The sequence below is a fragment of the Arthrobacter sp. AG1021 genome, assembly GCF_003633665.1.
In the GTDB taxonomy this organism is placed as follows: domain Bacteria; phylum Actinomycetota; class Actinomycetes; order Actinomycetales; family Micrococcaceae; genus Glutamicibacter; species Glutamicibacter soli.
The window spans coordinates 637,281-663,915 of the sequence record NZ_RBLB01000006.1; the positions used below are offsets into that span (position 1 = coordinate 637,281).

Here is a 26,635-nt window from a genome sequence, read left to right on the forward strand (position 1 = left end):
CCCGCCGTGATGCGCCTGGTCAGTTGTTGAACTTTGCTCCGTTGACGCGTTCGGAGGCGCCGACCTGGTCGAGGTACGGAGTGATGCCGCCCAGGTGCATCGGCCAGCCCGCGCCGGTGATCATGCACAGGTCCACGTCGGCCGCTTCGGCCACCACACCCTCGGAGATCAGCAAGCCGATCTCCTGGGCCAGCGCGTCCTGGACCCGAGCCAGGATCTGCTCCGCACTTGACGGGTTGCTTCCTTGCATGATGACCTGCGCCGCTGCCGGGTTCAGCACCTGGCCGCCCTGCTCGTCGGAGACCCACAGCGAGGTGACCTTCGCGTCGATCAGCTTCTGCAGGTTCTGCGACACCGCGAAACGGTCGCCGAAGGCGGCGTGCAGGGATTCGGTGACATGCTGGGCCACAGGCAGCCCGACCATCGACAGCAGGGTGAACGGGGTCATCGGCAGGCCCATGCTGGACAGGGCGTTGTCCGCGGTCTTGGCGTCTGTGCCTTCGTCAAAGGCCGCCTGGACCTCGCTGAGCAGGCGCAGCAGCACGCGGTTGACCACAAACGCCGCCGCATCCTGGGCGAGCACGGTGGTTTTCCTCAGCGCCTTGCCCAGCACGAACGCGGTGGACAGCGCGGTGTCGCTGGTCCATTCGGTGGCGGCGATCTCCAGCAGCGGCATGAGAGCCACCGGGTTGAAGAAGTGGAAGCCCACCAGGCGTTCGGGGTGCATCAGGTCCCGGCCCATCTCGGTGACCGAGAGCGAGGAGGTATTGGTGGCCAGCACGCACTCGGGGGAGACGACCGCCTCGACCTCGGCGAAGACCTGCTTCTTCACGCCCAGCTCCTCGAAGACCGCCTCGATGACGAAGTCCGCGTCGGCGAAGCCCTCCTTGGAGACCGAGCCGGAGACCAGCGCCTTGGCGCGGTTGACCGCGTCCTGGCTCATCCGGCCCTTGGCATGCAGCTTGTCGATCTCGCCGTGGATGTAGCCCAGTCCCTTGTCGATGCGCGAATGGTCAAGGTCGGTGATGACCACCGGCACGTTCAGCCGGCGCACGAACAGCAGCGCCAGCTGGCTGGCCATCAGCCCGGCTCCGACGATGCCGACCTTGGTCACCGGGCGGGCCAGCTTGGCGTCGGGCGCTCCGGCCGGGCGCTTGCCGCGCTTCTGCACCAGGTCGAAGAAGGCGTAGACGGTGTTCTGGAACTGCCTGCTGCCCATCAGCTCGGTCAGCGCCTGGATTTCCAGCTGCGCCGATTCGGGCTGGGTCAGGGTCAGGCCCTGGCGGAAGACCTCCAGCACCTTGGACGGGGCGGGGGCGGCGCCGTGCAGCTTCGCGTCGACGAACGCCTGTGCGGCATCCGCGGCCTCCAGCCAGCGACGGGCCACCTCGGGATCGCGCGGGTCCACCGCGTTGGGGCGTCGCACCTCGCTCTCTCCGGTGAGCACGCTGTCGACGAACGCGACCGAATGCTCGATGAAGTCCGCCGGCTCGAACAGGGCATCGGCTACACCCATCTTGTAGGCGGCAGGCCCGGAGAGGGTCTTGTTGTTGTTCAGCGGGTTCTCGATCATGACCTTCAGTGCGTTCTCCGGGCCCACCAGGCGCGGCAGGCGGTAGACGCCGGCCCAGCCCGGAATCAGTCCGAGGAACGCCTCGGGCAGGCCCAGCGCGCCGGCGGCGGTGCTGACGGTGCGGTAGGTGCAGGCCAGCGCAATCTCCAGGCCTCCGCCCAGGGCCAGTCCGTTGACGAAGGCGAAGGTCGGCACACCCAGGTCGGCTAGCAGGTCGTAGGCGTGGTGGCCCAGGGAGGCCATGGCGCTGCCCTGCTCGGGGGAGCGCAGCCGGGTGACCGCGGACAAATCCGCGCCGGCGATCAGGAAGTGCGGCTTGCCGGTGATGGCCAGCGCGTGGATCGCCCCGGCCTTGGCGCGCTCGGCCTGGGTTTCCAGCGCGGCGCGCAGCTCGATCAGCCCGTTGGGGCCCAGCGTGGTCGGCTTGCGGTGGTCCAGCCCGTTGTCCAGGGTCAGCAGGGCCAGCACCTTGCCGCTGGGCAGCAGGACGTCGGAGACCAGCGAGTGGGTGACGGTCTCGTCGCGCATGAGCTCGGCGACGTCCGAGAAGTTCTGTGAAGTTGCTGCGGTCATGGTTCTGCTCCTTTAGGCCTTGCTGCCGAAGTCGGGGTGGTTCGGGTTTTCCCAGATGACGGTGCCGCCCATGCCCAGGCCGATGCACATGGTGGTGATCCCGTAGCGTACCGAGTGGTCCTCGGAGAACTGGCGGGCCAGCTGGGTCATCAGCCGCACCCCGGAGGAGGCCAGCGGGTGGCCGACGGCGATGGCGCCGCCGTAGCGGTTCACCCGCGGGTCCTCCTGGTCGATGCCGTAGTAGTCAAGGAAGGAGAGCACCTGCACGGCGAAGGCCTCGTTGATCTCGAATAATCCGATGTCCTGAATCTCCAGCCCGGCCTTGGCCAGTGCCTTCTCGGTGGCGGGGACCGGGCCGTAGCCCATCACGTCCGGCGCGACGCCGGCGAAGGCGAAGGAGACCAGGCGCATCTTCGGGGCCAGCCCCAGCTCGCGCACGGCTTGGCCGCTGGCCAGCAGCGCGGCGGTGGCGCCGTCGTTCAGGCCTGCCGCATTGCCGGCGGTGACCCGGCCGTGGGCGCGGAAGGGGGTGCGCAGTTCGCTCAGCGATTCCATGGTGGTTCCCGGGCGCGGCGGCTCGTCCACGCGGTGCACCGCCCAGCCTTCGCCCGGGCGCTTGGCGGCCACGGAGACCAGGTCAGGCTGGATCTGCTGGTTCTGGTAGGCGGCGGCGAGCTTGGCCTGCGAGGCCACCGCGTAGCGGTCGGCGCGTTCCTTGGTGATCGCGGGGAAGCGGTCGTGGAGGTTCTCCGCGGTGTTGCCCATGTTCAGCGCCTGCGGGTCGACGATGCGCTCGGATACGAAGCGCGGGTTCGGATCGGCCCCGGCGCCCATCGGGTGGTTGCCCATGTGCTCCACGCCGCCGGCGATGACCAGGTCGTAGGCACCGAAGGCGATGCCGCCGGCCGTGGAGGTCACCGCGGTCATCGCGCCGGCGCACATGCGGTCGATCGCGTAGCCGGGCACCGACTGCGGGATGCCGGAGAGCAGCGCCACGGTGCGCCCGATGGTCAGGCCCTGGTCGCCGGTCTGCGTGGTGGCCGCCAGCGAGACCTCGTCGATCTTCTCGGCCGGCACCTGCGGGTTGCGCTCCAGCAGGCCGCGCACGGCCTTCACTGCCAGGTCGTCGGCGCGGGTGCCGTGGTAGATGCCCTTCTCGCCGGCGCGGCCGAACGGGGTGCGGACCCCGTCGATGAAGACGACGTCGCGGTCATCGAGCATTCTGCTTGCGTTCTCGTGCTCGGTCGTGGTGTTGGCACTCACCGGCGGGCTCCTTGCGGGGTAGGTTCTGCCTGCCGGAGGGGCCCGGCAGTGGCCACCGTCACAGTGACCTGCCTCATACGTTACTCATGAGTAACTTTTAGCGCAAGTGGAGATCCCGCCGGCTGGCCGGCATCGGGGCCGCAGGGGACGCAAAAGCCGCATGCGGCACCCGCGCCGAGGGCTCGGCGGCAGGGTGCTGCATGCGGCAGCGGTATGCAACGGTGCGGTTCACAGGCCGGGCGAAGGTGAACCCGAATTTCGGCTAGGCCTTCATCGCGGCGGCCAGCTTGCCGGCCAGCAGCTCGCGCTGCCACGGGCGGGCGCCCAGCGCGCTCAGGGCCTCGTCGATGGAGCCCTCGCTGAGCACCTCCGGGGGAGTCCAGCACAGTTCGCGCAGGAACTTGGGGGTCAGCAGGTTTTCGGCGGGGATGTTCCAGGCCTCGCTGACCTCGGTCACCACCAGCTTGGCGGCGGCCAGCCGGTCCGCGGCCTTCGGGTTCTTCTCGCTCCAGGCGCGCGGGTTGGGCAGCCCGGTCTTATCAGTGCGCAGCTCGGGCAGGTCGCGGGTGCTGCGGCCGCGCCGCACCGCATCCAGCCAGCGCGGGGCGTCGCGCTTCACGCTGCGCCCGTGGAAACCGGGGATCTGCAGCAGCGCCGGCACCGAGTTGGCCCGGTGCTCGATCGCCGCCATGATGGCGCGGTCCGGCAGCAGCCTGCCCGGGGCGACATCGCGGCTCTTGGCCAGCGATTCGCGCGAAAGCCACAGCTCGCGGGCCACTGCCAGGTTGCGTTTGCTCTTGATCTTGTGGATGCCCGAGAGCTTGCGCCACGGCTCGGCCACCTCGGCGACCTGCGGCGGAATCAGCTCGAAGGCGAATTCCTGCCGGGCGAACTCCAGCTTGCCCTGCTCCTCGAGCACGCCGGTGACCTCCTGGCGCAGCTCTTCGAGCACCTCGACGTCCAGCGCCGCGTAGGTCAGCCAGGATTCGGGCAGCGGGCGCGTGGACCAGTCGGCGGCGGAGTGCTCCTTGGCCAGCGCCAGGCCCAGCAGCTCGGCAACCATGGTGCCCAGCGAGACGCGCGGGAATCCGGCCAGGCGCCCGGCCAGCTCGGTGTCGAACAGCGAGGCCGGGGCCAGGCCCAGCTCGTTCAGGCAGGGCAGGTCCTGGGTGGCGGCGTGCAGGATCCATGGCTGCTCGTTGGCGAACTCGACCAGCGGGGACAGGTCCTCCAGGGTTTCCGGATCGATCAACCAGGTGCCGGCGCCTTCGCGGCGGATCTGGATCAGGAAGGCGCGCTGGCCGTAGCGGAAGCCGCTGGCGCGTTCGGTGTCCACCGCCAGGTCTCCGGTTCCCGCGCGCAGGGCGCGCACCGCGCGGCGCAGCGCCGGCGGGGTGTCGATGACTTCGGGCACGCCGTCGCGCGGCGCGGTGAGCGGGATCAGCGGCGGCGCGGAAGGCTGCGAGTCGTCGGAGGCGGATAACGGTGCGGTCGGCTGGGAATTGCTCATGGTGATTCCATTCTAAGACCGCGCGGGGAACTTCGGCGCTAGCTCAGGCGGCGGCGCGGCAGCTGCTGCACGCCCTCGGGCAGCGGAGGCAGCCCGGCGAAGGTGCAGACCATGTCCGCCCAGGCGCTCAGGTGCACCCCCAGGTCTTCGGATTCGGGGGACCAGGAGGCGCGCAGCTCGATGTCGATGTGGTCCTGCTCCCCGGCCATGTTGCCGAAGGATTCGGAGATCACGCGCGTGGCGGTGCCGCCGGCCGAATGATAGGCCGCGCCGCGTTCGCACAACGCGTCCTCCAGCCAGCTCCAGGCGACCGAGGCGAGCATGGAGTCCTGCCCCATGTCGTTCTCGAGCCGGGCGCGGATGTAGGTGACGATGCGGAACTTGCCGTTCCACAGCTGCTGCCCGGCAGGGTCGTAGAGCAGGATGAAGCGGCCGGTGGCCAGCTGCTCGGCCGGCTGCAGGAACGGGGTGCGGCCCAATTCCTTGCCGAGGCGACCGTGGCTGGGGCCGGCGTGCTCCAGCACGTCCCCGCTCAGGGCCAGGGCGAAGGGCGCGAGGCGTCCGGGGGCCGGGATTTCGGTGAACTGAAGCTCTTTGCGCACCGTGGCGCGGGACAACTCGTCCAGGGCCTTGGCGAAGGCCGGCGGGGTGGCGGCGGCAGGGCGTTCATTGGTCACAGTCAGAGTCTAAAACGCGCCGCACCGCTGGTGCGGTACGGCGCGCCGGTCGGCCCGCGGCCAACTGGAGTTCGAAGCTAGGCGGTCGCGAACTGGCCCATCAGTTCTTCGAGCTTCGCGGTGAAGGCGTCCACGTCGGCCTCGGTGGTGTCGAAGGAGCACATCCAGCGCACCTGCCCGGCGGCGCGGTCCCAGTCGTAGAAGCGGAAGTGCTGGCGCAGCTCGTCGCTGACCAATGTGGGCAGCTGCGCGAACACGCCGTTGGCCTGGGTCGGGTAGACCAGTTCCACGCCGTCGATGCGCTGCACTGCGGCGGCCAGCTTTGCGGCCATGGCGTTCGAATGCCCGGCCAGCTCGCGCCACAGCCCGGTGCCGTAGAGCTCGATCAGCTGCGCGGAGATGAAGCGCATCTTGCTGCCCAGCTGCATGTTCATCTTGCGCAGGTACTTCATGTCGGCGGCCAGCTCGCTGCGCAGCGTCAGGATGCCCTCGCCCAGCAGCATGCCGTTCTTGGTGCCGCCCAGCGAGACGATGTCCACCCCGGCGTCGGTGGTCAGCTCGCGCAGCTGGACGCCCAGCGAGGCGGCGGCGTTGGACAGCCGCGAGCCGTCCAGGTGCACCTTCATGCCCAGCTGGTGCGCATGCGCGGTGATCGCCTTGAGCTCTTCGGGGGTGTACAGCGTGCCCAGCTCGGTGGCCTGGGTGATCGACACGGCCAGCGGCTGCGCGCGGTGCTCGTCGCCCCAGCCCCAGGCCTGCTGGTCGATCAATTCAGGGGTCAGCTTGCCGTCCGGGGTGTCCACCTGCAGCAGCTTGAAGCCGCCCACGCGTTCCGGGGCGCCGTTCTCGTCCACGTTGATGTGGGCGCTGGAGGCGCAGATGACAGCACCCCAGCGCGGCAGCAGCGACTGCAGCGCGGTGACATTGGCGCCGGTGCCGTTGAACACAGGGAAGATCGCCGCCTGCTCGCCGAACAATTCGCGCGCCAGCGCATCGAGCTGCTCGGTGTACTGGTCCTCGCCGTAGGAGATCTGGTGGCCGCCGTTGGCGCGCTCGATGGCCGCCAGGATCCGCGGGTGCACGCCCGAGTAGTTGTCCGAGGCGAATCCGCGCAGTGCCGTGTCGTGGCTGAAGGTCATGATGGGTGAGGTCCTTTGCAGGTCGGGGCCGGCCGGTGGGCCGGGGAAAATGGTGGGCGCGGCGCATCGGCCGGTGGGCCGTGTTCCGCGCCGGTGGCGGCACGACGCCTGCCCGTCGCCGGGAGCGGTTGCGGGCAGGCGTGCGCGGGCTAGGCCTCGGGCGCCGCAGGCGTGGCCTTCGCGCCGGCCTTGGGCAGCGCGACGCGGGTGCCGTTGAGCTTCGCGGCGTCTGTCCGCAGCGCGTCCACCGCGGCCTTGGCCAGGAATTCGACCGGGGTGTGCCCCTCGGGCGCCTGGTCGGCCGGTTTGTCGCTGAGCGCCTTGACCACCCAGCTGAAGGCCGCGGCCTGCGGAGCCTGCTTGGTGAACAGCCGGGCCACGGCGTTGACCCAGTGCTCCGCGGCGGCCTTGACGGCGCCGTAGTTCGCGTTGGAGGGGGTCGGGTTCAGCACCGATTCGGAGCTGACGATCGCCAGCCGGCCGGCCTCGGAGGCCACCAGGTCGTCGACGAACACGCGGCTCGTGTTGCGCAGCGTGGTCATGACCGACTCGTGCAGGAAATCCCAGTCCTCGTCGCTCTGCCCGGCGATCGACTTGCCGCCGCGCCAGCCGCCGACCAGGTGCAGCAGCACGTCGATCGGGCCGTGCAGGCCGTGGATGGTGTCGCGCAGGTGCTCGACCGCCGGGTGGTAGGCAAGATCGCACTGGTAGCGCAGCACGCCGCGCGGCATGCGCTCCACCAGCCGATCCGCATCGCTGCCGATGGCCAGCACCTTGGCTCCCGCCTCCATCAGCGCTTTCGCGCAGGCGATGCCGGATGCCGAGGTGGCCCCGGCGATGAGAACCACCGGGGCCTTGCGGCCTTGCTGCTTCTGGTCCAATGTTTGTTCGCTCACGTACCTAGCCTAAATCAAGCGGGCCTGAAAAGGGCCGACTAGATGCGGTCAGCGCCGGTCATGCCGCGAGTGGACTCGATGACCGCGGTCATCTTCTTGGACAGCGCCTCGTAGAACATGGACAGCGGGAACTCGTCGTCCATCACCTGGTCGGTGATCTCGCGCAGCGGCGCGGTCAGCGGCAGCGCCTGAGGGCCCTTGGCCCAGACCGAGGCCGGGTGCGGGGTGACGGTGGCGGACACCAGCTCGTAGGCGGCCAGCCAGTGGGCCAGCTTCGGGCGGTCGATGGACTTCCAGTACAGTTCGTCGATCGAGTCGCCCAGCGCGGCGACCACCGCGGGCACCTCGGCCCAGTCGATGCGCAGCTTGGTATCGGTCCAATGCAGCACGTGGTGCTGGTGCATCCAGGCGAACAGCAGCTGGCCGCCCAGGCCGTCGTAGTTGCGCACGCGCGAACCGGTGATCGCGAAGCGGAAGATCCGGTCGAAGATCACCGCGTATTGCACCAGCTTGGCCATCTTCGCGGTCTTGTCGTCCGCCTTCGGATCGGCGGCGATCTTCATGCATTCGCGGAACGCGGTCAAATCGCAGCGCAGCTCCTCGAGCGAGTACAGGAAGAATGGCATGCGCTGCTTGATCATGAACGGGTCGAAGGGCAGGTCCCCGCGCATGTGGGTGCGGTCGTGGATCAGGTCCCACATGATGAACGCCTCTTCGGCCAGCTGCTGGTCTTCGAGCAGCGCCGCGGCGTCGTCCGGCAGTTCGAGGTTGGTGATCTGCGCGGCGGCCTTGAGTACCTTGCGGAAGCGCGCGGCCTCGCGGTCCTGGAAGATCGCGCCCCAGGTGAACGACGGGGTCTCGCGGATCGCGACCGACTCCGGGAAGAGCACCGCGGAGTTGGTGTCGTAGCCGGCGGTGAAGTCGATGAAGCGCAGCGGCACGAACAGCTTGTTCGAGTACTCGCCGGCCTCGAGCTGCGAAATGAACTCGGGCCAGATCACCTGGACCAGCACCGCTTCGAGGTGGCGGTTGGTGGATCCGTTCTGGGTGTACATCGGGAAGAGCACCAGGTGCATCAGCCCGTCCACGCGCTGGGTCTGCGGCTGGAATTCCATGAGCGAATCGAGGAAGTCCGGCACGCCGAAGCCCTGCTCGGCCCAGCGCCTCAGGTCTGCGACGAGCTTGTCCAGGTAGTCGGCCTCGTGGGCGAAGAAGCCGCGCAGGGTCTGGATGGAGTCGACGATCGTGTCGACCAGCTCGCCGGCGCGGACGCGCTGCTCGGGCTCGGCCACGGAGCCGTCCTTGAGCTGCAGACCCTGGAATTCACTGGCGGCGGCCTTGAGTCCAAGCCATGCGTCGGACTCGGCGATGCGGCGGGCGTCGGAGGGGCTGGTTGGCCGTGGTTCTGCGGAAATCTGGGTCATTGAGATACACCTTCTTCTTCGGTAGGGCAGCGTTCAGTTGCTTGACTAGAACGCTACGCCCATCGAAAGGAAAAGTAATCCTGACTCCTCGGTGAATAAGTAATGCTTATTCTTGGGGTGACTTGCGTTGCTTCACGCTGAGCACTGTTTAGCCCTGCGTTTCGCGCAGCTTCAAGCTCAGCGAATTCATGCAGTACCGCAGGTCGGTCGGGGTTCCGAAGCCCTCGCCCTCGAACACGTGGCCCATGTGCGAATCGCAGTTGGCGCAGCGCACCTCCACACGCTTCATCCCCATCGACTCGTCGGTGATGTAGCGGACGCGGTCTTCGGCCAGCGGTGCGAAGAACGAGGGCCAGCCGCAGCCGGCGTCGAACTTGGTGGTGCTGGCGAACAGTTCGGAGCCGCAGGCACGGCAGGAATACACGCCCTCGGTCGTCGTGTCCCAGTATTCGCCGGTGAACGGGCGTTCGGTGCCGGCCTGCCGCAGGACGTGGAATTCTTCGGGGGAGAGAACCTGGCGCCAATCGATCTCGGCGGGGTTCCGGTCTTCGGTGTTCTGGTTTTCGTTCATACTTAGGAAACTACCTCCGGGGCGTGATGATTCCCAACACGCCATCTGCAAAGATGAAAACATGGCTCGGAAAATCGTCGACAAGCTCGAACCACGCAAGACAGTTCCCGCGACCCTGATCGGCGCCGGTCTGGGAGTCGCGGCAGGTTCGCTGGTGGCCGCCAGCGTTTCCGCGCTGGCCGGGTACTTCGCCCGGCGCGTGGTCACCCCGGAGGAGCGGCGCGCCTCGAACGCGGTCATCCGCGAGATTACCACCGACGCGCAGGGCAAATTGTGGATGCATCTGGCCCGCGACGCGGAGACCGCCGAACCCGGCGGGTGCACCTTCCTGGCCGAATTCGATGCCTGCGCGGTGCGTTTGTCGGCTCCGCAGGATGTCGCGGGCAAACCGAAGATCGTGGCCCGGCAGATCGAGCAGGTCTACCGCGGCACCCTGGACGGGGTCAAGCGCGGCTACCTCTCCGGGGCGATGTACGAGCACCCCTCGGACCTGGGCTTCGAGGCCGAGGACGTGAGCGTCAGCCTCGACGTGGGCGACGGACCGGCCTGGCTGGTGCCCGGGACCAGCCACCAGGACGTCTGGGTGATCGGGGTGCACGGGCGCGGGGCCCGCCGCACCGAATCCATCCGCGCGCTGCCCGCTCTGGCCAAGGCCGGGGTGAGCACCTTGTTGATGAGCTACCGCAACGACGGACTGGCACCGACCGCCCCCGATGGGCGCTACGGGCTGGGAGACACCGAATGGCTGGATGTCGAAGCCGCGGTCCACTTCGCGACCTCGCGCGGCGCGCGGCAGGTCATCTTGCTGGGCTGGTCGATGGGCGGGGCGATCAGTCTGCAGATGGCCGACCGCTCGGACTTGGCCGACCGGGTGGATTCGCTGATGCTGGTAGGCCCGGTGATCAACTGGGTCGACGTGCTCTCCCACCAGGCGCGGGCGAACAAGATCCCGCAGTCGGTCGGGCGCTTCGGCCAGTGGCTGCTGTCCAACGAGGCCGGGCGCTGGATCACCGGCCAGGCCGCCCCGGTGAACCTGAAGCGGCTGAATTGGGTGGACCGGGCCGAGGAGCTGTCCCACCCGATCCTGCTCATGCATAGCAGGGACGACCAGTTCGTGCCCAACGGGCCGAGCCTGAAGCTCGCCGCGCTGCGCCCGGACCTGGTCAGCCTGAAGACCTTCACCCTGGCCGGGCATACCAGGGAGCCGAACGTGGATCCGGACGGATTCACGCAAGCGGTCAGTGACTTCCTCGCCGCGCGGATCAACGCATATACGGCGAGGTAGCCGACCGCCGCGCCGGACCGCCTAGCCGGCGGCGATCGACGCCCAGATGGCGCCGGTGGCCTTCGCGGCATCCTGCGGGGCGATCTCCAGGCTGAAGCCGCGGCGCCCGCCGGAGATGAACACCGTCTCGAACTGCAGTGCGCTGTCGTCGATCACGGTGCTGGAGTGCTGGCGCTGCCCGAACGGGGAGATCCCGCCCAGCACATAGCCGCTGCGCCGCTGGGCGGCGGCCTTGTCGGCCATCTGCACCTTCTTGGTGCCCAGCGCCGCGCCGACCGCCTTGAGATCCAGCATGCTGTCCACCGGCACCACCGCGACGGCCAGGTCCTGGGCCGCGGTGGCGCCGGTGGCGACCATCAGCGTCTTGAACACCCGGGCGCCGGGCACCCCGAGCTGTTCGGCCGCTTCGCCGCCGTAGCTTTCTGCCGAGTCGCTGTGCGTGTAGCTGTGCGCCACGTAGCCGATCCCGGCGGCATCCAGGGCCGCGGTGGCCGGGGTGGAGGCGGCGTGTTTCTTCTTGCCCACGGGCGTTTGAACCTTCCTGCGCGGTATGTTGCGCCGCGCCTAGGCGGCGAGCTGTTCGGCGATCTGGCGCTTGATGCGGCCCAGCATGGCGGTCATGCCGCGCATGCGCAGCGGCGAGAGCGCGCGGGTCAGTCCCAGCTGCTGCGGCATGTCGTCGGGCACCGCCAGGATCGCGGCGGCGTCCTTGCCGTCCAGCCCGGCGGCCAGCACCGAGGCGAAACCACGGGTGGTCGGCGCCTCGGGAGGAGCGGAGAAGAACAGGCTCACCGGGTTCGCGTCCGCGGCGGATACCTCCACCACCAGGAACAGCGGCGACTGGCATTCGACCACCTGCTCGAACAGCTCCGGGTGCTCGACCAGGCGCTCGGGCAGCTCGGGCAGCTCGCGGGAGTACTCCAGCAGCAGCTCCAGACGGTCGGCCTCGGGCACCTCGGTGAATTCCTCGATGATTTCGGCCAGTTCTGCGGGAATCGTGCTCATGCGCGCACCCCGCGCTTGGCTGGAACCTCGCCCTGCTCGGCGCCGCGGACGATCGGCACGCCCACGGCGTTGCCCCATTCGGTCCACGAGCCGTCGTAGTTGCGCACGGACTCGAAGCCCAGCAGGTGCTTGAGCACGAACCAGGTGTGGCTTGAGCGTTCGCCGATGCGGCAGTACGCCACCACGTCGTCGCCCGGCTTCAGCCCGGCCTCGTCCAGGTAGATCGCTTCGAGCTCGGCGCGGGAGCGGAAGGTGCCGTCCTCGGCGGCGGCGCGGGCCCACGGCACCGACGCGGCGCTCGGGATGTGCCCGCCGCGCAGCGCGCCCTCCTCCGGGTAGTTCGGCATGTGGGTGCGTTCGCCGGTGTACTCCTCGGCGGAGCGCACGTCGATCAGCGGGTTGCCCAGGTGCTCCAGCACCTGCGGCAGGAAGGCGCGGATTGCCTCGTCCGAACGCTCGATCACCGGGTACTGCGACGGGGAGACCGTCGGCTTCTGCGTGCTCAGCTCGCGGCCCTCGGCGATCCACTTGTCGCGTCCGCCGTCCATCAGGCGCACATCTTCGTGGCCGAACAGGGTGAAGACCCACAGCGCGTAGGCAGCCCACCAGTTCGACTTGTCGCCGTAGATCACCACGGTGCTCTCACGGCTGATGCCCTTGGCCTGCATCAGCGCCGCGAAGCCCTCGCCGTCGACGTAGTCGCGGGTGACCTCGTCATTCAGCTCGGTGTGCCAGTCGATCTTCAGCGCGCCCGGCACATGCCCGGTGGAGTACAGCAGGATGTCCTCGTCGGACTCCAGCACCACCAGGTTCTCGGCGCCCAGGTTGTCCGCGACCCACTGCGTGGAGACCAGCCGTTCAGGATGGGCATACGCTGCATACTTCTCGTTGGACTCAACGGGCAAAGGCATTTTCTATCACGTTCCTTGACGGTATCGGGGCGGCGGGAGACCCCCGCCGATCGCTTGCTCTGCTTCTAGCCTAGTGCTCCGAGCGCCCCGGCACTGTGTGGGGTGCGACATTTCACCGTTTCTGCGGGTCATTCAAGGTAAACTGGCCGACGGGCCGCCCGCGGGCCGCCCGCACATCACCGCATTCAACCGAAGGATCCCCGAAGCCCATGGCGACGATCACCCACCTGAGCGAAACCATCCCGCAGCTGTCGATCGACGAGCTGCTCGCCGGATTCCATCCGTCATACCGCTTCGGTGAGGTGTCCTTCAATACCTACCGCCCGGACCCGAACCAGCCTTCGCAGACCGAGGCGGTCCACAAGCTCACCAGCTTCGCCGAATCGGTGGGCAAGAGCTCCTCGGGCTCCTTCCTGGGCAAGCTGTTCGGGAAGAAGAAGGAAACCAAGAACGGCATCTACCTCGACGGCGGCTTCGGCGTGGGCAAGACCCACCTGCTCGCCTCGCTGTGGCACGCCGCTCCCGGCCGCAAGGCCTTCGGCACCTTCGTGGAGTACACCAACCTGGTCGGCGCGCTGTCCTTCCGCCAGACAGTCGACGTGCTCAGCCAGTACTCGCTGGTCTGCATCGACGAATTCGAGCTTGACGACCCGGGGGACACCGTGCTGATGTCCCGCCTCATGCGCGAGCTGTCCGACGCCGGGGTGAAGCTTGCCGCGACCTCCAACACCCTGCCCGGCGCGCTGGGCGAGGGCCGCTTCGCCGCGGTGGACTTCCAGCGCGAAATCAAGACCCTCTCCGAGCAGTTCGACGTGCACCGCGTGGAGGGCGAGGACTTCCGCCACCGCGGCCTGCCCGAAGCCCCGCAGCCGCTGGAGGACTCCGCCATCGAATCCTTCGCCGCCGAACGCTACCCGGATAAGACCCTGGCCGTGGACAACTTCGCGGACCTGGTGGCCCACCTGTCCAAGGTCCACCCCTCGCGCTACCGGCAGCTGCTCTCGGAAACCGACGTGCTGGTGCTGCACAACGTCGACACCATCACGGACCAGGCCATCGCGCTGCGCTTCGTGGTGCTCGCCGACCGCCTCTACGACAAGGATGTGCCGATCGTTGCCTCGGGCAAGCCGTTCAGCGAGCTGTTCACCCCGGAAATGATGGCCGGCGGCTACCAGAAGAAGTACTTCCGCGCTGTCTCGCGCCTCACCGCGCTGGCCCGCGAAGGCCAGATCGGCGAAGCGGCGCTCTAAACCGCGCCCCGCACTTCCAGCTCATCGCCGGGCAGTCACCTGCTCGGCGATGACGTGTATTAACAGGCCGATCACCAACGCCCAGAACGCCCCGCCGATACCGAACAGCGTCACGTTCGCCGCGGCCACGAGCATCGTGGCCAGGGCGCTGAGCTGCCAGCGAGGCTCCTTCATGGCCCCGAGCATCGCATTGGCCAAGGTCGCCAGCAGGGCCAGGCCCGCAGCGGCCTCGAACAACCCGGCGGGGGAGAGCGTCGCCAGCGAGGCGACCAGCGCCGATCCCAGCGCGAACACCAGGTAGAACACCCCGGAGGAGGCCGAGGCCTTCCACCGCTGCCCGGGATCCTTGCCACCGGACTCGCCGGCGGACAGGGCGGCGGAAATCGCCGCCAGATTAATCGCATGGCCGCCGAAGAAGGCGCCGGCGGCGCTCCCGAACCCGGTGGACAGCATGCTCGAACGCCACGGGGTGCGGAACCCGAAGGACGACATCACTGCCACGCCCGGGATGTTCTGCGAGGCCATGGTCACGATGAACAGCGGCAGGCTGATGCTCGCCACCGCCTGCCAGGAAAACTCCGGCGCCACGAATTCCAGCGTCGGAAGTACCTCGATCTGCGCCCAGGAATGGGAAGCGCCGATCGAGAACAGTCCGCACCCCACAGCGCCGAGCATGCTCAGGGCCACCGCATAACGCGGCAGGAAACGCAGCCCCGCCAGGAACACCGCCAGGATCAGCACCGCCGCCACCGGGATGCTGCCCAGCGCGGTGAAGGGCTTGAGGCACAGCGGAATCAGCACGCCGGCCAGCATTCCCTGGGCGATCGGCACGGGAATCGAAGTCAGCAGCCGGTGCAGCACCGGGATGAGCCCGGTGAGCATGATCAGCACGCCGCTGATAATGAATGCGCCGACGGATTCGGCGAAACTGAAACTGCCCGCAGCCAGGCTTGCCAGCAGCGCCGCGCCCGGTGTGGACCAGGCAACGGTGATCGGCAGCCGGTGCTTCAGGGACAGTACCAGAGAGGCTACTCCCACTAGGAAAGTCAGCGCGAGCAGGCCGGAGGATGCCTGTGAGGGGCTTGCTCCCGCCTGCAGCAGCCCGGTGATGACCACTGCGAAAGACGACGTGAACCCGACCATGGTGGTGATGAACCCGGCGAGCACGGCTTCGCGTGGCAGACGCGGACGGCTGATGATGTTGCTTTCCATGCTTAGTTTCTATCGGTTCGCGAGCCGGGTGGGAAATTGCGGCGATCCGCCGACCAAGATGTGGGATCGGCAGGAGCGGGCAACCTGCCCGGAAACGTAGAAAAGCGCCACCCGCTGGGGTGGCGCTTTCCTACGTGCCTAGGGTAAGGCCAAAGCTCTAACGACTGGACGTTAGGCCTGATCCTTGTTTCCGAGGTTGCCCAGGAAGTTCTTGGCTCCATCCTGAACGCCATCGACCTTGTCGGCGTACTTGCCGCCGGTCTTGCGGTCGATGAAGTCCCCGGCCTTGTCGATGCCGTCTGAAATCTTGTCAGAGTTCTGGCTCGCGAATTCTCCGGCTTTCAGTGCCAGTCCTTCGACCTTGCCCTTTAGCTCGTTAAAACCTGCCAATGGACACCTCCCTTCAACACGGAGGGCCTCTTGCCCTCAACTCCTGCGTCCCATCATAGGGTGCAGCCTTCGCGTTGGGTAGTTCACACGGCGAACAAATATGTTTCAGGGCCAGATCGAAGCCACGGAAGTGCCCGCTGAGCAGGAAACTACTAACAGTTTTAGCTGAGAAAGAAACTTGGGACCCACACTGATGTGTGGGTCCCAAGTTTTTCGGAGCGGTCAACGAGGTTCGAACTCGCGACCTCAACCTTGGCAAGGTTGCGCTCTACCAGCTGAGCTATGACCGCAGGATCTATATGAAGTTATGGAGCGGTCAACGAGGTTCGAACTCGCGACCTCAACCTTGGCAAGGTTGCGCTCTACCAGCTGAGCTATGACCGCATGGACACTGAACTGTATCCAGTGCGCGATACTGGGATCGAACCAGTGACCTCTTCCGTGTCAGGGAAGCGCGCTACCGCTGCGCCAATCGCGCCGAAGATTCAATGAAGAATCCCGACAGAATTATCATTTTACCGATGAATTCTTGGAGCGGTCAACGAGGTTCGAACTCGCGACCTCAACCTTGGCAAGGTTGCGCTCTACCAGCTGAGCTATGACCGCATATATTTAGTTATGAAATCCGTAATCTGGTGGACTACGAGTTCCGTGCGCGATACTGGGATCGAACCAGTGACCTCTTCCGTGTCAGGGAAGCGCGCTACCGCTGCGCCAATCGCGCAAAAAAGATGAGCAATCTTCATTGCGAGGTGGGGACGGGATTCGAACCCGCGTATACGGCTTTGCAGGCCGCTGCCTCGCCTCTCGGCCACCCCACCAAATCCGGCCGAAGCCAGGTCACTAGTTTTACCTAGTCGGTGCATCTTTTTGCGAGCGGACAACGAGGTTCGAACTCGCGACCTCAACCTTGGCAAGGTTGCGCTCTACCAGCTGAGCTATGTCCGCAAAATGGTTGTTGTTGGAACGTTTTCGTTCTTTCCAACGAGTAAAAACTCTATACGAGTTTTCCCAAGCTTCCAAATCGAAAGGCTGAGATCTGGTTCACAAAGCCCAAAACCCGCGGAATTACGGGGAATAATTCCTAAACGCGCGGCGACTAGGGGCGAAGTGTCCACCTGCGGTGCAATCATCGTGTATATGACGTCACCGAAACTAGCGATTCAGACCGATCATGGCCGCATGTACAGCCGCCGGGTCGGCGGCGAGGCAACGGTTCCATCGATTACGACAATCATTGGTATGGACCATGTCGACCTCACCGGTTGGGCGGGCTACATGGCAGCCAAGTCCTTATCCGAGGATGCCCGGCTTGCCGCGTCCATCTCCGAGCTCGGCCGTATGAGGTCGCTCGTGCGTGATTCGGCTACCGCGGCGGAGTCCTACCGTGATGCGGCGGCCGCACGTGGCGACCGGGTGCACAACTATGCAGAGCAGTGGGCGCTGGCGGAACTAGGCCAGCCGCACGAACTGGATTCGGCGCGCCAACTGCTGCAGGCCCATGGCGAACAGGACTACGCCGCCCACTTTGAATCCTGGTGGCGCGACTACCGGGTGGAGCCGGTGGCCGCGGAGGTGACCGTGTGGAACGAGAGCATCGGCTACGCCGGGACCATCGACCTGGTCGCGAAGATCGGCGGAAGGGACTGCCTGGTCGACTACAAAACAAAGACCAGCGACCGCGACGGCTTCGTCAAGCGGCCCGACGACAAGGTGATCATGCAGCTTGCCGCCGCCTGCAAGGCCGAGGAGCGGGTCGCCGACGCGGAGGCCGGGCAGTGGGAGCCGTGGCCGTATGGTGCTGACACCATGCTGCTGGCGGTGGCCCTGGGCCCCACCGGCAGCCGCACCTTCATGGCGCCTGCGGCCGCCATGCCCGACTACTGGGCCAAGTTCTACGCGCTGCGCCGCAACTGGGAGGCGTCCTACAGGATCGCCAGGTCACGGGCCACGCTGGTGGAAATCACTCCACCACCTCAGCGCCAGCCGTGATCGACCGCGTAGACTGGATGGGCTTGGGTCTGGCGCGGCTGGACCGGGCGATCCGCTGAAAACAACAGAAGGCAGTTTGAAGAACTATGGCAATTTTGGGAATTCGGATCATCGGTGATCCCGTCCTTCGCACCCCAGCGCAGGAGGTGACCGAGTTCGGACCGGAAATCCAAAAGCTGGTCGAGGACATGGACCAGACCATGGAAAACGTCGACGGCGCCGGCCTGGCCGCGCCGCAGGTCGGCGTATCGCTGCGCGTCTTCACCTACCAGATCGGCGAGGAGCGCGGGCACATCATCAACCCGGTGCTCGAGCTGAGCGATGACTTCCAGGAGGACCAGGTCGAAGGCTGCCTGTCCATCCCCGGCATCGCTGCCCCGGTCCCGCGCCGCCGCCATGTGCGCGCCACCGGCTTCGACAAGTTCGGCACCCCGCTGGTGCTCGAAGGCGAAGGCATGCTCTCGCGCTGCGTGCAGCACGAAACCGACCACCTGGACGGCATCCTCTTCCTTGACCGCCTGCCCGCCGACGAGAAGAAGGCGGCCTGGCGCAAGCTGCGCGCCACCAGCTACTCGCAGACCGCCAACCAGACCATCGCCAAGCGCTCCGGATCGCTGGGCTCCAGCTTCGGCGCAGGATTGGGGAAGTAGCCCGTGCGCATCCTCTTCGCCGGCACCCCGCAGGTCGCCGTCACCTCCCTTGACTCGCTGCACGCGGCAGGATTCGACATCGCCGCCGTGCTCACCCGCCCCGACGCCCCGCTGGGCCGCAAGCGCGTGCTGACCCCTTCGCCGGTTGCCGCCCGCGCCGCGGAGCTCGGCCTGCCGGTCATCAAGGCCTCCAAGATCACCGCCGAGGTCACCGAGCAGCTGCAGGGCCTGGATCTGGACGCCGCCGCCATCGTCGCCTTCGGCGGGCTGGTCCCGGAAGCCGCGCTCTTGGTCCCGCGCCACGGCTGGATCAACCTGCACTTCTCGCTGCTGCCGAACTGGCGCGGCGCCGCCCCGGTGCAGCACTCCATCATCAACGGCGACGACATCATCGGCGCGGTGACCTTCCAGCTGGAAACCGGGCTGGACACCGGCCCGGTCTTCGGCCAGGTCACCGAGGTGGTCAACGAGCTGGATACCGCCGGAGTGATGCTGGAACGGCTCAGCGCCTCCGGCTCGATGCTGCTGGTGCAGACCCTGCAGGCGCTGGACGCCGGCCAGGCAGTCGCGGTCCCTCAGACCGGGTCGCACACCTACGCGCCGAAGATCACCGACGAGGACGCGCAGCTGGACTTCACCCGCCCGGCCACCGAGATCCGCCGCCGCGCCCACGGCACCACCCCGTTCCCCGGCGCCTGGTGCGCGGTGGGGGGCCAGCGCTACAAGTTCGGCCCGCTGCGCGAACGCCGCGACGTGGCCGGCCTGGCTCCCGGGCAGCTGCGCATCGAACCGGGCAAGCAGCCCACAGTGCTCATCGGCACCGCCACCTGGGCCCTTGAACCGACAATGATCCAGCCCCCGGGCAAGAAGATGATGAACGCCTCAGACTGGGCCCGCGGCATGCTGACCCAGGGAACGGAAGTGAGCTTCGCATGAGCGCGAACGAACAGCGCGGGAATTCCCGCCCAGGGCGCCGCGGCGCGGAGCACGGCGACGGCCAGCGCCGCAACGAGGCCGGGCGCACCCGCAACCGCGGCCAGGGCGGGCGCCCGCGCCAGTACTCGCAAGCCGCCCCCGGCCAGCGCAAGCGCAGCGCCGACCCGGCCCGCCTGGTCGCTTTCAAGACCCTGCGCGAGGTGTCCGGCGCGGATGCCTACGCCAACCTGGTGCTGCCCAAGCTGATCCGCGAATACCAGCTGGACCGCCGCGACGCGGGCTTCGCCACCGAACTGGCTTACGGCGCGCTGCGCGGCCAGGGGCTGTACGACGCGATCCTCACCACGCTGGTCGACCGCCCGCTGGCCGAGCTGGACCCGGCGATCCTGGACGCGCTGCGCCTGGGCGCCCACCAGCTGCTTGCCATGCGCGTGCCGAAGCACGCCGCCCTGGACGAGACCGTGTCCCTGGCCCGCGCGCAGATCGGCGCCGGCCCCTCGGGGCTGATCAACGCCGTGCTGCGCCGCGTGAGCGAACGCGAGGCCGGCGAATGGATCGAGCAGCTCACCGCCGCCGCGGAGGGCGACGCCGCGAAGCTGGCCATCGAGCACTCCCACCCGGACTGGATCGTGCGCGCGCTGCGCGGCGCGCTGATCGCCCACGGCCGCGACGCCGGCGAGCTGGCAGCGCTGCTGGAAGCCGACAACGCCGCCCCGGTGGTCAACCTGGTGGCCCTGCCTGGGCTCGGCGACCTGTCCGGCGCGCTGGAATCCGGCGCGGAACCCGGCACCCTGCTGGCCGATTCGGCCACCTACAAGCACGGCGACGTGGCCCGGGTCCCCGGGGTGCGCGAAGGCACCGTGCGCGTGCAGGACGCCGGAAGCCAGGTCATGGCCCGCGCCCTGGCCAACGTGGAGCTGCCGGAAGCCGGCGACGACCGCTACTGGCTGGATCTGTGCGCCGGCCCCGGCGGCAAGGCGGCCCTGCTCGGCGCGCTGGCCGTGCAGCGCGACGCCCGGCTGACCGCCAACGAGCCCACCGCCCACCGAGCCCGCCTGGTGGAGAACTCCATGGACGCGGTGCCGCACGACTACTGGATGGTCACCCAGCAGGACGGCCGCGCCTACGGCGGGGAAGACTACGCCGGGGACTACGACCGCATCATGGTCGACGCCCCCTGCTCCGGCCTGGGCGCGCTGCGCCGCCGCCCCGAATCGCGCTGGCGCAAGGCCCCGCGCGATATCCCGGAGCTCACCGCCCTGCAGGGCGAGCTGCTGGACGCCGCCTTCCGCGCCGTGCGCGTGGGCGGGGTAGTCGGCTTCGTGACCTGCTCGCCGCACCAGGCCGAAACCCGCCTGGTGGTGGAGGACTTCCTCAAGCGCACCCCGCAGGCCAAGCTGCTGGACACCGGCGCCGAGGTCGCCAAGGTGATGTACCAGGACGCACCGGCCGCCGGCCACGCGCTGGGCGAGGGCTCCACCGCGCAGCTGTGGCCGCACCTGCACGGCACCGACGCGATGTTCATGGCGCTGCTGACCAAGGCCGCCCCGGCCGAATAAGGCCGCGCCGCGTCACCAACTGCCAGCGTCCGCCCGGACGCTGGCAGTATTGGCTTGAGAAGTATCCAGCCCCTGCCCGAACCCAAGGAGCCACCGTTGAGCACCGCGCGCATCCACCCCTCGATCCTCTCCGCCGACTTCGCCAACCTGGAGCGCGAGCTGCAGCGCATCCACACCGCCGACGGCGTGCACGTGGATGTCATGGACAACCACTTCGTGCCCAACCTGACCCTGGGCAAGCCGGTGGTCGAGGCGCTGCACAAGGTCAGCGAGCTGCCCATCGACGTGCACCTGATGATCGAGGACGCCGACCGCTGGGCCCCGGAATACGCTCAGCTGGGTGTTGACTCGGTGACCTTCCACGTGGAGGCCTCCGCTGCGCCGATCCGGCTGGCCCGCGAGCTGCGCGCCGCCGGTTCCAAGGCCGCCATGGCGCTGCGCCCGGCCACGTCGATCGAGCCCTACCTGGACATGCTCGGCGAGCTGGACATGCTGCTGCTGATGACCGTCGAACCGGGTTTCGGCGGCCAGAAGTTCCTGGACCTGGTGCTGCCCAAGATCCGCCGCGCCCGCGCCGCCATCGACGGCTCCGGTAAACCCATCGCCCTGCAGATCGACGGCGGCGTCTCGCGCGACACCATCCTGCGCGCCGCGGAAGCCGGGGCCGACGTGTTCGTCGCCGGGTCCGCGGTGTACGCTTCGCCGGAGCCGTCGGTGGAAATCGACGTATTACGCAATCTTGCGCTGGGTGCGCACTGAAGCGCCACAAAGTATGCAACAATAACGAATGTAAACGTAAATACGTGCTCCGGGGTCGGTGAAAGTCCGAACCGGCGGTGATAGTCCGCGACCCGCGTCCAAGGCCACAAGCCGAGGAAGCGGTTGAGCCGGTGGAATTCCGGTACCGACAGTTAAAGTCTGGATGGGAGAAGCACGAATTTGATTTGCCTTGCGGTAGTGCCGGCGGTTCCCTGAGCGGAGCCGTATTCTTCGGCCCATGCCGCAGGTCCATCAAATGCACACCCCCCCCGGAGCCGCCGCTTCGAGAAGGGTGGAAAGATGGATTTCCTGCGGTGGCTCATTGAAGCTTTTAATTCACAAATTGCGGTAGGTTCCTCGGCACTGCTGGTGCGCGAGGTTGTCGGCAACATCTTCGGCTTGGCCAGCGCCGTGGGCGGCATGCGCCGCAAGGTCTGGGCCTGGCCGGTCGGCATCGTCGGCAACCTGCTGCTGCTGACAGTATTCCTCGGCAGCCTGTTCGACACCGACTACGCCGCGAACCTCTGGGGCCAGGCTGGCCGCCAGATCATGTTCATCTCGGTCTCGATCTTCGGCTGGTACCGCTGGAAGCAGGCCCGCGACGGCAGCGGCAGCGCCGTCACCCCCGTCTGGGCCTCGAACAAGATCCGCCTTGGCCTGGCCGCCACGCTGGTGCTGGGCACCGTGGCGCTCACCCCGCTGTTCCGCATCCTCGGCTCCTACGAGCCGGTCTGGGCCGACGCGTGGACCTTCGTCGGATCGCTGCTGGCGACCTTCGGCATGGCCAAGGGCTGGGTCGAGTTCTGGCTGATCTGGGTCGCGGTCGACGCGGTCGGCGTGCCGCTGCTGTTCTCCGCCGGCTACTACGCCAGCGCGTTCATGTACCTGTTCTACGGCGCCTTCACGCTGATCGGCTTCTTCGTCTGGGCCCGGGCCAAGAAGGGCGACAAGCCGGCGGTGGAAACCGAGCTGCCCGACCCGACCCTGCAGTCCAAGCGGTAACCGCCATGGCCACCGAACAGCAGCTCGACGCGGCACTTGAAACCGCGCTGGAAACCGCCCGCCGGGGACACCGCGGCGCCAACCCGCTGGTCGGCGCCTGCATCCTGGACGAGAACGGTTCGCTGATCGCCACCGGCTACCACCAGGGCGCCGGCAGCCCGCACGCGGAGATCGACGCGCTGCGCCGCCTGGGCCGGATCTCCCGCGAACGCGCCGCCACGCTGACCATGGTCGTCACCCTGGAGCCGTGCAACCACACCGGGCGCACCGGTCCCTGCGCGGCGGCCATCGCCCAGGCGGGCCTCGGCGCGGTGCACTACGGGCAGGCCGACGACACCGCCGCCAGCGGGGGAGCGGACTACCTTTCCGCCGCCGGCGTGAAGGTCAGCCAGGCGCGCGAGGCCTCCGCGATCCGCGAGCTGAACCACCGCTGGATCCGCGCCAAGGAACAGGGCCGCCCGTTCATCACGGTCAAGACCGCCCAGTCCCTGGACGGGCGCATCAACGCTCCGGACGGCACCAGCCAGTGGATCACCTCAGCGCAGTCCCGGGCGCACGCCCACGCGCTGCGCGCCCGGGTGGACGCGATCGTGGTCGGCACCAACACCGTGGTGCACGACGACCCGCGGCTGAACGCCCGCGCCGCCGACGGCACCGCGCTGCCGCGCCAGCCGCACCGTCTGGTCATGGGCCGCCGTGAACTGCCCGGAACCCTGGCCCTGGCCTACGACGAGCACTGGGAACAGGTGCGCACCCGCGAGGTGCACGAGCTGATCGCCCGCGCGAGCGAGCTGGGCTACGGGCACCTGCTGATCGAGGGCGGCGCCACCGTCGCCTCGGCCTTCATCGCCGCCGACCTCGCGGACGAGATCTACTGCTACCAGGCACCGGTCATCATCGGCGCCGGGGACTGTTCGGTGAACATCGCCGCCACCCGCACCTTGAGTGACGCGCGCGCCTACCGGATCGACGCCTTCAGCGGCGAAACGCTGGCCCGGCTCGGCCCCGACATCATGCTGCACCTGGAACCGCTGCCGGACAACTAGGCGCCATCCAGCACTCCCGCACCACCACCGCGGCCCGAGCGGCGGCTTTGCCGCACCCGAAAACCAGCGGTCCCACGCACTTCAGACTAAGGAAACCACCAACCATGTTCACCGGAATCGTCACCGGAACCGGCACCATCACCGGCATCACCACCGATCCGCGCAAGGACCTTGCGGTCCTCACCCTGAAGGCCCCCGGGCACACCGAGGACCTGGGCCTGGGCGGCTCGCTGGCAGTCAATGGCGTCTGCCTGACCGCCACCGCGCTGGACGGGGACACGCTCAGCGTCGACGTCATGGGCGAAACGCTGAACCGCACCACCACCGGCCAGCTGGCCGAGGGCTCCATCGTGAACCTCGAACGCTGCACCCCGGCCGGGGCCCGGCTCGACGGCCACGTCGTGCAGGGCCACGTCGACGCGGTCGGCGCCGTGCTGGCCCGCGAGGACCACGGGCAGTGGACCACCTTCCGCGTCTCGGTGCCCGATCAGTACGCCCCGCTGACCGCGGAAAAGGGCTCGATCGCGCTGGACGGGATCTCGCTGACGCTCACCGCCGTCTCCCCGGCCGATACGCCTGCCGGCGGGCACTGGGTGGAGGTCGGCATCATCCCCATCACCCTGGCCGAAACCACCATGGGCTCCCGCCAGGTCGGGGACCGCATCAACATCGAGGTCGACGTCCTGGCCAAGTACGTCGCCCGCCTGAACGCTTTTGGAGGTCGAAACTAATGGCTGCCGCATCCTTTGATTCCATCCCCGCCGCCCTGGCCGCGCTGGCCGCCGGCCGCGCCGTAGTGGTCGTCGACGACGAAGACCGCGAAAACGAGGGCGACATCATCTTCGCCGCCGAGCACGCCACCGCGCAGCTGATGGCCTTCACCATCCGCTACACCTCCGGGGTCATCTGCGTTCCGCTGGATGCCGAACGCGCCGACGCGCTGCGCCTGGCCCCGATGGTCGGCATCAACCAGGACGCCAAGGGCACCGCCTTCACCGTCAGCTGCGACGCCGCCAGCGGCATCAGCACCGGCATCAGCGCCGCCGACCGCGCGCTGACCAGCCGGCTGCTCGCCGACCCGGACACCGTCCCGGAGCAGCTGCACCGCCCCGGGCACATCTTCCCGCTGCGCGCCGCCGCCGGCGGGGTGCTCGAGCGCCGCGGCCACACCGAAGCCGCCGTGGACCTGTGCCGCGCCGCAGGCCTGTCCCCGGTGGGCGTGATCGGCGAAATCACCCACGACAACGGCGAAATGATGCGGCTGGACGCGCTGCGCGTCTTCGCCGCCGAGCACAGCCTGCCGCTGATCACGATCGACGACCTGGCCCGCTGGCGCCGCATCAACGACGCAATCGAGCTCACCGACCCGGTCGCGCTGCCCACCGGCTTCGGCGAATTCACCGCCCGCGCCGCGCTGGTCGAGGGCCACGAGCACCTGGTGCTCAGCCATCCGGGCCCGGACGGCGCCGAGCCCGGCAACCTGGTGCGCATCCATTCCGAGTGCCTCACCGGCGACGTGCTCGGCTCCTACCGCTGCGACTGCGGCGAGCAGCTGCAGGCCGCGATGACCCGGATCGCCGCCGAGGGCGGGCATCTGGTCTACATCCGCGGCCACGAGGGCCGCGGCATCGGGCTGGTCAACAAGCTGCGCGCCTACGCGCTGCAGGAGCGCGGGCTGGACACGCTGGATGCGAACCTGCACCTTGGCTTCCCGGCCGACGCGCGCGAGTACTTCGCGGTCGCCGCGATCCTGGCCAAGCTGGGCCTGCAATCCATCCGGCTGCTGAGCAACAACCCGGACAAGCGGGACAAGCTCACCGAGGCCGGCATCCAGGTCGCCGAGCTGGTGCCCAGCCTGGTGCCGCCGCGCCGCGAGAACGAAGCCTACCTGCGCACCAAGCAGTCCCGCTTCGGCCACCAGCTGGGCCTGCCGCAGGACTCCGCCCAGGACGAGGCGCAGGCGCAAACCTACCACGGCGCCTGAGCGCCGACACCGACACGAACAAAGGACATCCCACCATGAGCAAGCACGGAGCACCCGCCAACGTCGCCGAGGAGTTGAAGGCGCTGGCCGCCGGCGACGCCTTCTCCCAGCTGAAGGTCGCCATCCTCGCGGCCAGCTGGCACGAGGTCATCATGAACGGGCTGATCGACGGCGCCCAGCGCGCAGCGAAGGACGCCGGGCTTGAAGCGTCCACCACGCTGATCCGCGTCCCGGGCACCTTCGAGCTGCCGGTCGCCGCCGCCGCCCTGGCCGGGGACTACGACGCGGTCATCGCCCTGGGCGTGGTCATCCGCGGCGGCACCCCGCACTTCGACTACGTCTGCCTGGCCGCGACCAACGGCTTAACCAATGTGAGCGTGGACACCAAGACCCCGATCGGGTTCGGCGTGTTGACCTGCGACACCGAGCAGCAGGGCCTGGACCGCGCGGGACTGGAGAACTCCAGCGAAGACAAGGGCTACGAGGCCTACAGCGCCGCGGTCATGACCGTCGCGGCGCTGGCCTGAGCCGCCGGCCGGAGCACCGCCGCGCGGCCGGGTCCGGGCCCGGGGCCGAGCCGTCACAAAGCAGGCCCCGAGTTCGGCCCCGACCGCGCGAAACGCTAGACTGGTGGATGTGAAAACTTTTGAGGAGCTCTTCAGCGAACTGTCGCTCAAGGCCCAAACCCGCCCGGAAGGCTCTCGTACCGTCACCGAACTCGACTCCGGTGTCCACGGCATCGGCAAGAAAATCGTCGAGGAAGCCGCCGAAGTGTGGATGGCCGCCGAGTACGAATCGGACCAGGAAGCCGCCGAGGAAATCTCGCAGCTGCTCTACCACGTGCAGGTCCTCATGATCGCCAAGGGAATGTCCCTGGCCGACGTTTACAAGCATCTCTAGCCGTCGCGCGGGCCGCGGTCGGATCCCTGTCCGGCGATCCGCACCGCGCCTACGCACGGCGGCAGTAGCAACGGCCAACGAAACCACTCCTTGGCGCTTGTTCTTGGCACCACGCCGCAGCGCCACAC

26 protein-coding genes, 7 tRNA genes and 1 riboswitch are annotated in these 26,635 nt (G+C 68.0%); of the genes, 13 read left to right on the forward strand and 20 right to left on the reverse strand.

Features of this window, described 5'->3' with window-relative positions; genetic code table 11:
• Positions 1 to 19 precede the first annotated feature (19 nt).
• The 8 genes from DFO58_RS03150 to msrB all read right to left on the reverse strand — a co-directional run bounded on the left by DFO58_RS03150 (position 20) and on the right by msrB (position 9,626).
• Entirely contained in the window at positions 20 to 2,146 is a 2,127-nt protein-coding gene (locus DFO58_RS03150) for a 3-hydroxyacyl-CoA dehydrogenase NAD-binding domain-containing protein (protein ID WP_120989266.1), read from the reverse strand.
• A 12-nt stretch (positions 2,147 to 2,158) separates the two neighbouring features.
• Positions 2,159 to 3,367, reverse strand: coding sequence for an acetyl-CoA C-acyltransferase (locus DFO58_RS03155; RefSeq protein ID WP_047120778.1), 1,209 nt, complete (start codon positions 3,365 to 3,367; stop codon positions 2,159 to 2,161).
• Between the two features lie 304 nt (positions 3,368 to 3,671).
• Entirely contained in the window at positions 3,672 to 4,919 is a 1,248-nt protein-coding gene (locus DFO58_RS03160; protein ID WP_120989267.1) for an HRDC domain-containing protein, read from the reverse strand.
• A gap of 38 nt (positions 4,920 to 4,957) precedes the next feature.
• A complete protein-coding gene (locus DFO58_RS03165; RefSeq protein ID WP_047119421.1) occupies positions 4,958 to 5,596 on the reverse strand; it encodes a DUF3000 domain-containing protein in 639 nt (212 codons plus the stop codon).
• 77 nt (positions 5,597 to 5,673) lie between these two features.
• A complete protein-coding gene (locus DFO58_RS03170; RefSeq protein ID WP_047119420.1) occupies positions 5,674 to 6,735 on the reverse strand; it encodes a low specificity L-threonine aldolase in 1,062 nt (353 codons plus the stop codon).
• A gap of 149 nt (positions 6,736 to 6,884) precedes the next feature.
• The gene (locus DFO58_RS03175; protein WP_082344788.1) at positions 6,885 to 7,631 is read right to left on the reverse strand and encodes an SDR family oxidoreductase; all 747 of its coding nucleotides are present in this window, start codon (positions 7,629 to 7,631) and stop codon (positions 6,885 to 6,887) included.
• A 38-nt stretch (positions 7,632 to 7,669) separates the two neighbouring features.
• A complete protein-coding gene (locus DFO58_RS03180; protein ID WP_047119418.1) occupies positions 7,670 to 9,055 on the reverse strand; it encodes a DUF6421 family protein in 1,386 nt (461 codons plus the stop codon).
• Between the two features lie 148 nt (positions 9,056 to 9,203).
• Positions 9,204 to 9,626, reverse strand: coding sequence for a peptide-methionine (R)-S-oxide reductase MsrB (msrB, locus tag DFO58_RS03185; RefSeq protein ID WP_047119417.1), 423 nt, complete (start codon positions 9,624 to 9,626; stop codon positions 9,204 to 9,206).
• Positions 9,627 to 9,687: 61 nt separating this feature from the next.
• On the opposite strand from msrB, the gene DFO58_RS03190 reads away from it, so the two are divergent.
• A complete protein-coding gene (locus tag DFO58_RS03190; protein WP_047119416.1) occupies positions 9,688 to 10,911 on the forward strand; it encodes an alpha/beta fold hydrolase in 1,224 nt (407 codons plus the stop codon).
• 21 nt (positions 10,912 to 10,932) lie between these two features.
• Here the strand turns inward: DFO58_RS03190 and ybaK are convergent, their stop codons facing one another.
• Genes ybaK through DFO58_RS03205 form a run of 3 tightly spaced genes read right to left on the reverse strand, consistent with a single transcriptional unit; the run spans position 10,933 to position 12,827 of the window.
• Positions 10,933 to 11,436: a Cys-tRNA(Pro) deacylase gene (gene ybaK, locus DFO58_RS03195; RefSeq protein ID WP_047119415.1), complete on the reverse strand. Its 504-nt coding sequence runs from the start codon at positions 11,434 to 11,436 to the stop codon at positions 10,933 to 10,935.
• A gap of 39 nt (positions 11,437 to 11,475) precedes the next feature.
• Positions 11,476 to 11,916: a SufE family protein gene (locus tag DFO58_RS03200; RefSeq protein WP_120989268.1), complete on the reverse strand. Its 441-nt coding sequence runs from the start codon at positions 11,914 to 11,916 to the stop codon at positions 11,476 to 11,478.
• Complete coding sequence (locus DFO58_RS03205; RefSeq protein WP_120989269.1) at positions 11,913 to 12,827, reverse strand: sulfurtransferase; 915 nt, start codon at positions 12,825 to 12,827, stop codon at positions 11,913 to 11,915. Before DFO58_RS03205 ends, DFO58_RS03200 begins: the two co-directional genes overlap by 4 nt.
• Positions 12,828 to 13,036: 209 nt before the next feature.
• Between DFO58_RS03205 and zapE the strand changes: the two genes are divergently transcribed.
• Complete coding sequence (gene zapE, locus DFO58_RS03210) at positions 13,037 to 14,077, forward strand: cell division protein ZapE (protein WP_120989270.1); 1,041 nt, start codon at positions 13,037 to 13,039, stop codon at positions 14,075 to 14,077.
• A 21-nt stretch (positions 14,078 to 14,098) separates the two neighbouring features.
• On the opposite strand, the gene DFO58_RS03215 is transcribed toward zapE, so the two are convergent.
• The 9 genes from DFO58_RS03215 to DFO58_RS03255 all read right to left on the reverse strand — a co-directional run bounded on the left by DFO58_RS03215 (position 14,099) and on the right by DFO58_RS03255 (position 16,627).
• The gene (locus DFO58_RS03215) at positions 14,099 to 15,289 is read right to left on the reverse strand and encodes a benzoate/H(+) symporter BenE family transporter (protein ID WP_120989271.1); all 1,191 of its coding nucleotides are present in this window, start codon (positions 15,287 to 15,289) and stop codon (positions 14,099 to 14,101) included.
• A gap of 171 nt (positions 15,290 to 15,460) precedes the next feature.
• Positions 15,461 to 15,679, reverse strand: a complete 219-nt coding sequence (locus DFO58_RS03220) for an antitoxin (protein ID WP_047119410.1) — start codon at positions 15,677 to 15,679, stop codon at positions 15,461 to 15,463.
• A 217-nt stretch (positions 15,680 to 15,896) separates the two neighbouring features.
• Positions 15,897 to 15,969 (reverse strand) — tRNA-Gly (locus DFO58_RS03225).
• Positions 15,970 to 15,987: 18 nt separating this feature from the next.
• Positions 15,988 to 16,063: transfer RNA gene (locus tag DFO58_RS03230), tRNA-Gly, on the reverse strand.
• Positions 16,064 to 16,085: 22 nt separating this feature from the next.
• Positions 16,086 to 16,157, reverse strand: a tRNA-Val gene (locus DFO58_RS03235).
• 52 nt (positions 16,158 to 16,209) lie between these two features.
• Positions 16,210 to 16,285 (reverse strand) — tRNA-Gly (locus tag DFO58_RS03240).
• A gap of 46 nt (positions 16,286 to 16,331) precedes the next feature.
• Positions 16,332 to 16,403, reverse strand: a tRNA-Val gene (locus tag DFO58_RS03245).
• A 26-nt stretch (positions 16,404 to 16,429) separates the two neighbouring features.
• A tRNA-Cys gene (locus DFO58_RS03250) sits at positions 16,430 to 16,500 on the reverse strand.
• Between the two features lie 54 nt (positions 16,501 to 16,554).
• Positions 16,555 to 16,627: transfer RNA gene (locus DFO58_RS03255), tRNA-Gly, on the reverse strand.
• A 294-nt stretch (positions 16,628 to 16,921) separates the two neighbouring features.
• Here DFO58_RS03255 and DFO58_RS03260 point away from each other — a divergent pair.
• From DFO58_RS03260 to DFO58_RS03310, 11 genes are all read left to right on the forward strand, one after another.
• Positions 16,922 to 17,671, forward strand: a complete 750-nt coding sequence (locus DFO58_RS03260) for a cytochrome (protein ID WP_286163464.1) — start codon at positions 16,922 to 16,924, stop codon at positions 17,669 to 17,671.
• 86 nt (positions 17,672 to 17,757) lie between these two features.
• Positions 17,758 to 18,321, forward strand: a complete 564-nt coding sequence (gene def / locus DFO58_RS03265; RefSeq protein ID WP_047119409.1) for a peptide deformylase — start codon at positions 17,758 to 17,760, stop codon at positions 18,319 to 18,321.
• Positions 18,322 to 18,324: 3 nt separating this feature from the next.
• A complete protein-coding gene (fmt, locus tag DFO58_RS03270; RefSeq protein WP_047119408.1) occupies positions 18,325 to 19,257 on the forward strand; it encodes a methionyl-tRNA formyltransferase in 933 nt (310 codons plus the stop codon).
• Positions 19,254 to 20,816 carry a transcription antitermination factor NusB gene (locus DFO58_RS03275; protein ID WP_047119407.1) on the forward strand — a complete coding sequence of 521 codons (1,563 nt, stop codon included), beginning with the start codon at positions 19,254 to 19,256 and terminating at the stop codon, positions 20,814 to 20,816. The genes fmt and DFO58_RS03275 overlap by 4 nt, the downstream gene beginning before the upstream one ends.
• A gap of 96 nt (positions 20,817 to 20,912) precedes the next feature.
• On the forward strand, positions 20,913 to 21,575 hold the full coding sequence (gene rpe, locus DFO58_RS03280; protein ID WP_053798341.1) for a ribulose-phosphate 3-epimerase: 663 nt from the start codon (positions 20,913 to 20,915) through the stop codon (positions 21,573 to 21,575).
• A 41-nt stretch (positions 21,576 to 21,616) separates the two neighbouring features.
• A riboswitch (FMN riboswitch) is annotated at positions 21,617 to 21,754 on the forward strand.
• A gap of 121 nt (positions 21,755 to 21,875) precedes the next feature.
• Positions 21,876 to 22,577 (forward strand): nicotinamide riboside transporter PnuC, encoded by a 702-nt coding sequence (pnuC, locus tag DFO58_RS03285; RefSeq protein ID WP_047119405.1) that lies wholly within the window; start codon positions 21,876 to 21,878, stop codon positions 22,575 to 22,577.
• Between the two features lie 5 nt (positions 22,578 to 22,582).
• On the forward strand, positions 22,583 to 23,623 hold the full coding sequence (gene ribD, locus DFO58_RS03290; RefSeq protein WP_120989273.1) for a bifunctional diaminohydroxyphosphoribosylaminopyrimidine deaminase/5-amino-6-(5-phosphoribosylamino)uracil reductase RibD: 1,041 nt from the start codon (positions 22,583 to 22,585) through the stop codon (positions 23,621 to 23,623).
• Between the two features lie 104 nt (positions 23,624 to 23,727).
• The gene (locus DFO58_RS03295) at positions 23,728 to 24,354 is read left to right on the forward strand and encodes a riboflavin synthase (RefSeq protein WP_047119403.1); all 627 of its coding nucleotides are present in this window, start codon (positions 23,728 to 23,730) and stop codon (positions 24,352 to 24,354) included.
• A complete protein-coding gene (gene ribB, locus DFO58_RS03300) occupies positions 24,354 to 25,607 on the forward strand; it encodes a 3,4-dihydroxy-2-butanone-4-phosphate synthase (protein WP_120989274.1) in 1,254 nt (417 codons plus the stop codon). Before DFO58_RS03295 ends, ribB begins: the two co-directional genes overlap by 1 nt.
• Before the next feature lie 35 nt (positions 25,608 to 25,642).
• Positions 25,643 to 26,134, forward strand: coding sequence for a 6,7-dimethyl-8-ribityllumazine synthase (ribH, locus tag DFO58_RS03305; RefSeq protein ID WP_120989275.1), 492 nt, complete (start codon positions 25,643 to 25,645; stop codon positions 26,132 to 26,134).
• Between the two features lie 109 nt (positions 26,135 to 26,243).
• Positions 26,244 to 26,507, forward strand: a complete 264-nt coding sequence (locus tag DFO58_RS03310) for a phosphoribosyl-ATP diphosphatase (protein WP_047120776.1) — start codon at positions 26,244 to 26,246, stop codon at positions 26,505 to 26,507.
• The last annotated feature ends 128 nt before the right edge of the window (positions 26,508 to 26,635 follow it).

Excerpts from the sequence above, each read along its gene's own strand:
- DFO58_RS03260 (WP_286163464.1), top strand. The coding sequence starts at position 16,922 with ATGGACCATGTCGACCTCACCGGTTGGGCGGGCTACATGGCAGCCAAG.
- DFO58_RS03155 (WP_047120778.1), bottom strand. The coding sequence starts at position 3,367 with ATGCTCGATGACCGCGACGTCGTCTTCATCGACGGGGTCCGCACCCCG.
- def (WP_047119409.1), top strand. The coding sequence starts at position 17,758 with ATGGCAATTTTGGGAATTCGGATCATCGGTGATCCCGTCCTTCGCACC.
- DFO58_RS03295 (WP_047119403.1), top strand. The coding sequence starts at position 23,728 with ATGTTCACCGGAATCGTCACCGGAACCGGCACCATCACCGGCATCACC.
- DFO58_RS03190 (WP_047119416.1), top strand. The coding sequence starts at position 9,688 with ATGGCTCGGAAAATCGTCGACAAGCTCGAACCACGCAAGACAGTTCCC.
- DFO58_RS03205 (WP_120989269.1), bottom strand. The coding sequence starts at position 12,827 with ATGCCTTTGCCCGTTGAGTCCAACGAGAAGTATGCAGCGTATGCCCAT.
- ribH (WP_120989275.1), top strand. The coding sequence starts at position 25,643 with ATGAGCAAGCACGGAGCACCCGCCAACGTCGCCGAGGAGTTGAAGGCG.
- zapE (WP_120989270.1), top strand. The coding sequence starts at position 13,037 with ATGGCGACGATCACCCACCTGAGCGAAACCATCCCGCAGCTGTCGATC.
- DFO58_RS03200 (WP_120989268.1), bottom strand. The coding sequence starts at position 11,916 with ATGAGCACGATTCCCGCAGAACTGGCCGAAATCATCGAGGAATTCACC.
- ribB (WP_120989274.1), top strand. The coding sequence starts at position 24,354 with ATGGCTGCCGCATCCTTTGATTCCATCCCCGCCGCCCTGGCCGCGCTG.
- DFO58_RS03180 (WP_047119418.1), bottom strand. The coding sequence starts at position 9,055 with ATGACCCAGATTTCCGCAGAACCACGGCCAACCAGCCCCTCCGACGCC.
- DFO58_RS03160 (WP_120989267.1), bottom strand. The coding sequence starts at position 4,919 with ATGAGCAATTCCCAGCCGACCGCACCGTTATCCGCCTCCGACGACTCG.
- msrB (WP_047119417.1), bottom strand. The coding sequence starts at position 9,626 with ATGAACGAAAACCAGAACACCGAAGACCGGAACCCCGCCGAGATCGAT.
- DFO58_RS03170 (WP_047119420.1), bottom strand. The coding sequence starts at position 6,735 with ATGACCTTCAGCCACGACACGGCACTGCGCGGATTCGCCTCGGACAAC.
- DFO58_RS03150 (WP_120989266.1), bottom strand. The coding sequence starts at position 2,146 with ATGACCGCAGCAACTTCACAGAACTTCTCGGACGTCGCCGAGCTCATG.
- pnuC (WP_047119405.1), top strand. The coding sequence starts at position 21,876 with ATGGATTTCCTGCGGTGGCTCATTGAAGCTTTTAATTCACAAATTGCG.
- DFO58_RS03275 (WP_047119407.1), top strand. The coding sequence starts at position 19,254 with ATGAGCGCGAACGAACAGCGCGGGAATTCCCGCCCAGGGCGCCGCGGC.
- ribD (WP_120989273.1), top strand. The coding sequence starts at position 22,583 with ATGGCCACCGAACAGCAGCTCGACGCGGCACTTGAAACCGCGCTGGAA.
- DFO58_RS03215 (WP_120989271.1), bottom strand. The coding sequence starts at position 15,289 with ATGGAAAGCAACATCATCAGCCGTCCGCGTCTGCCACGCGAAGCCGTG.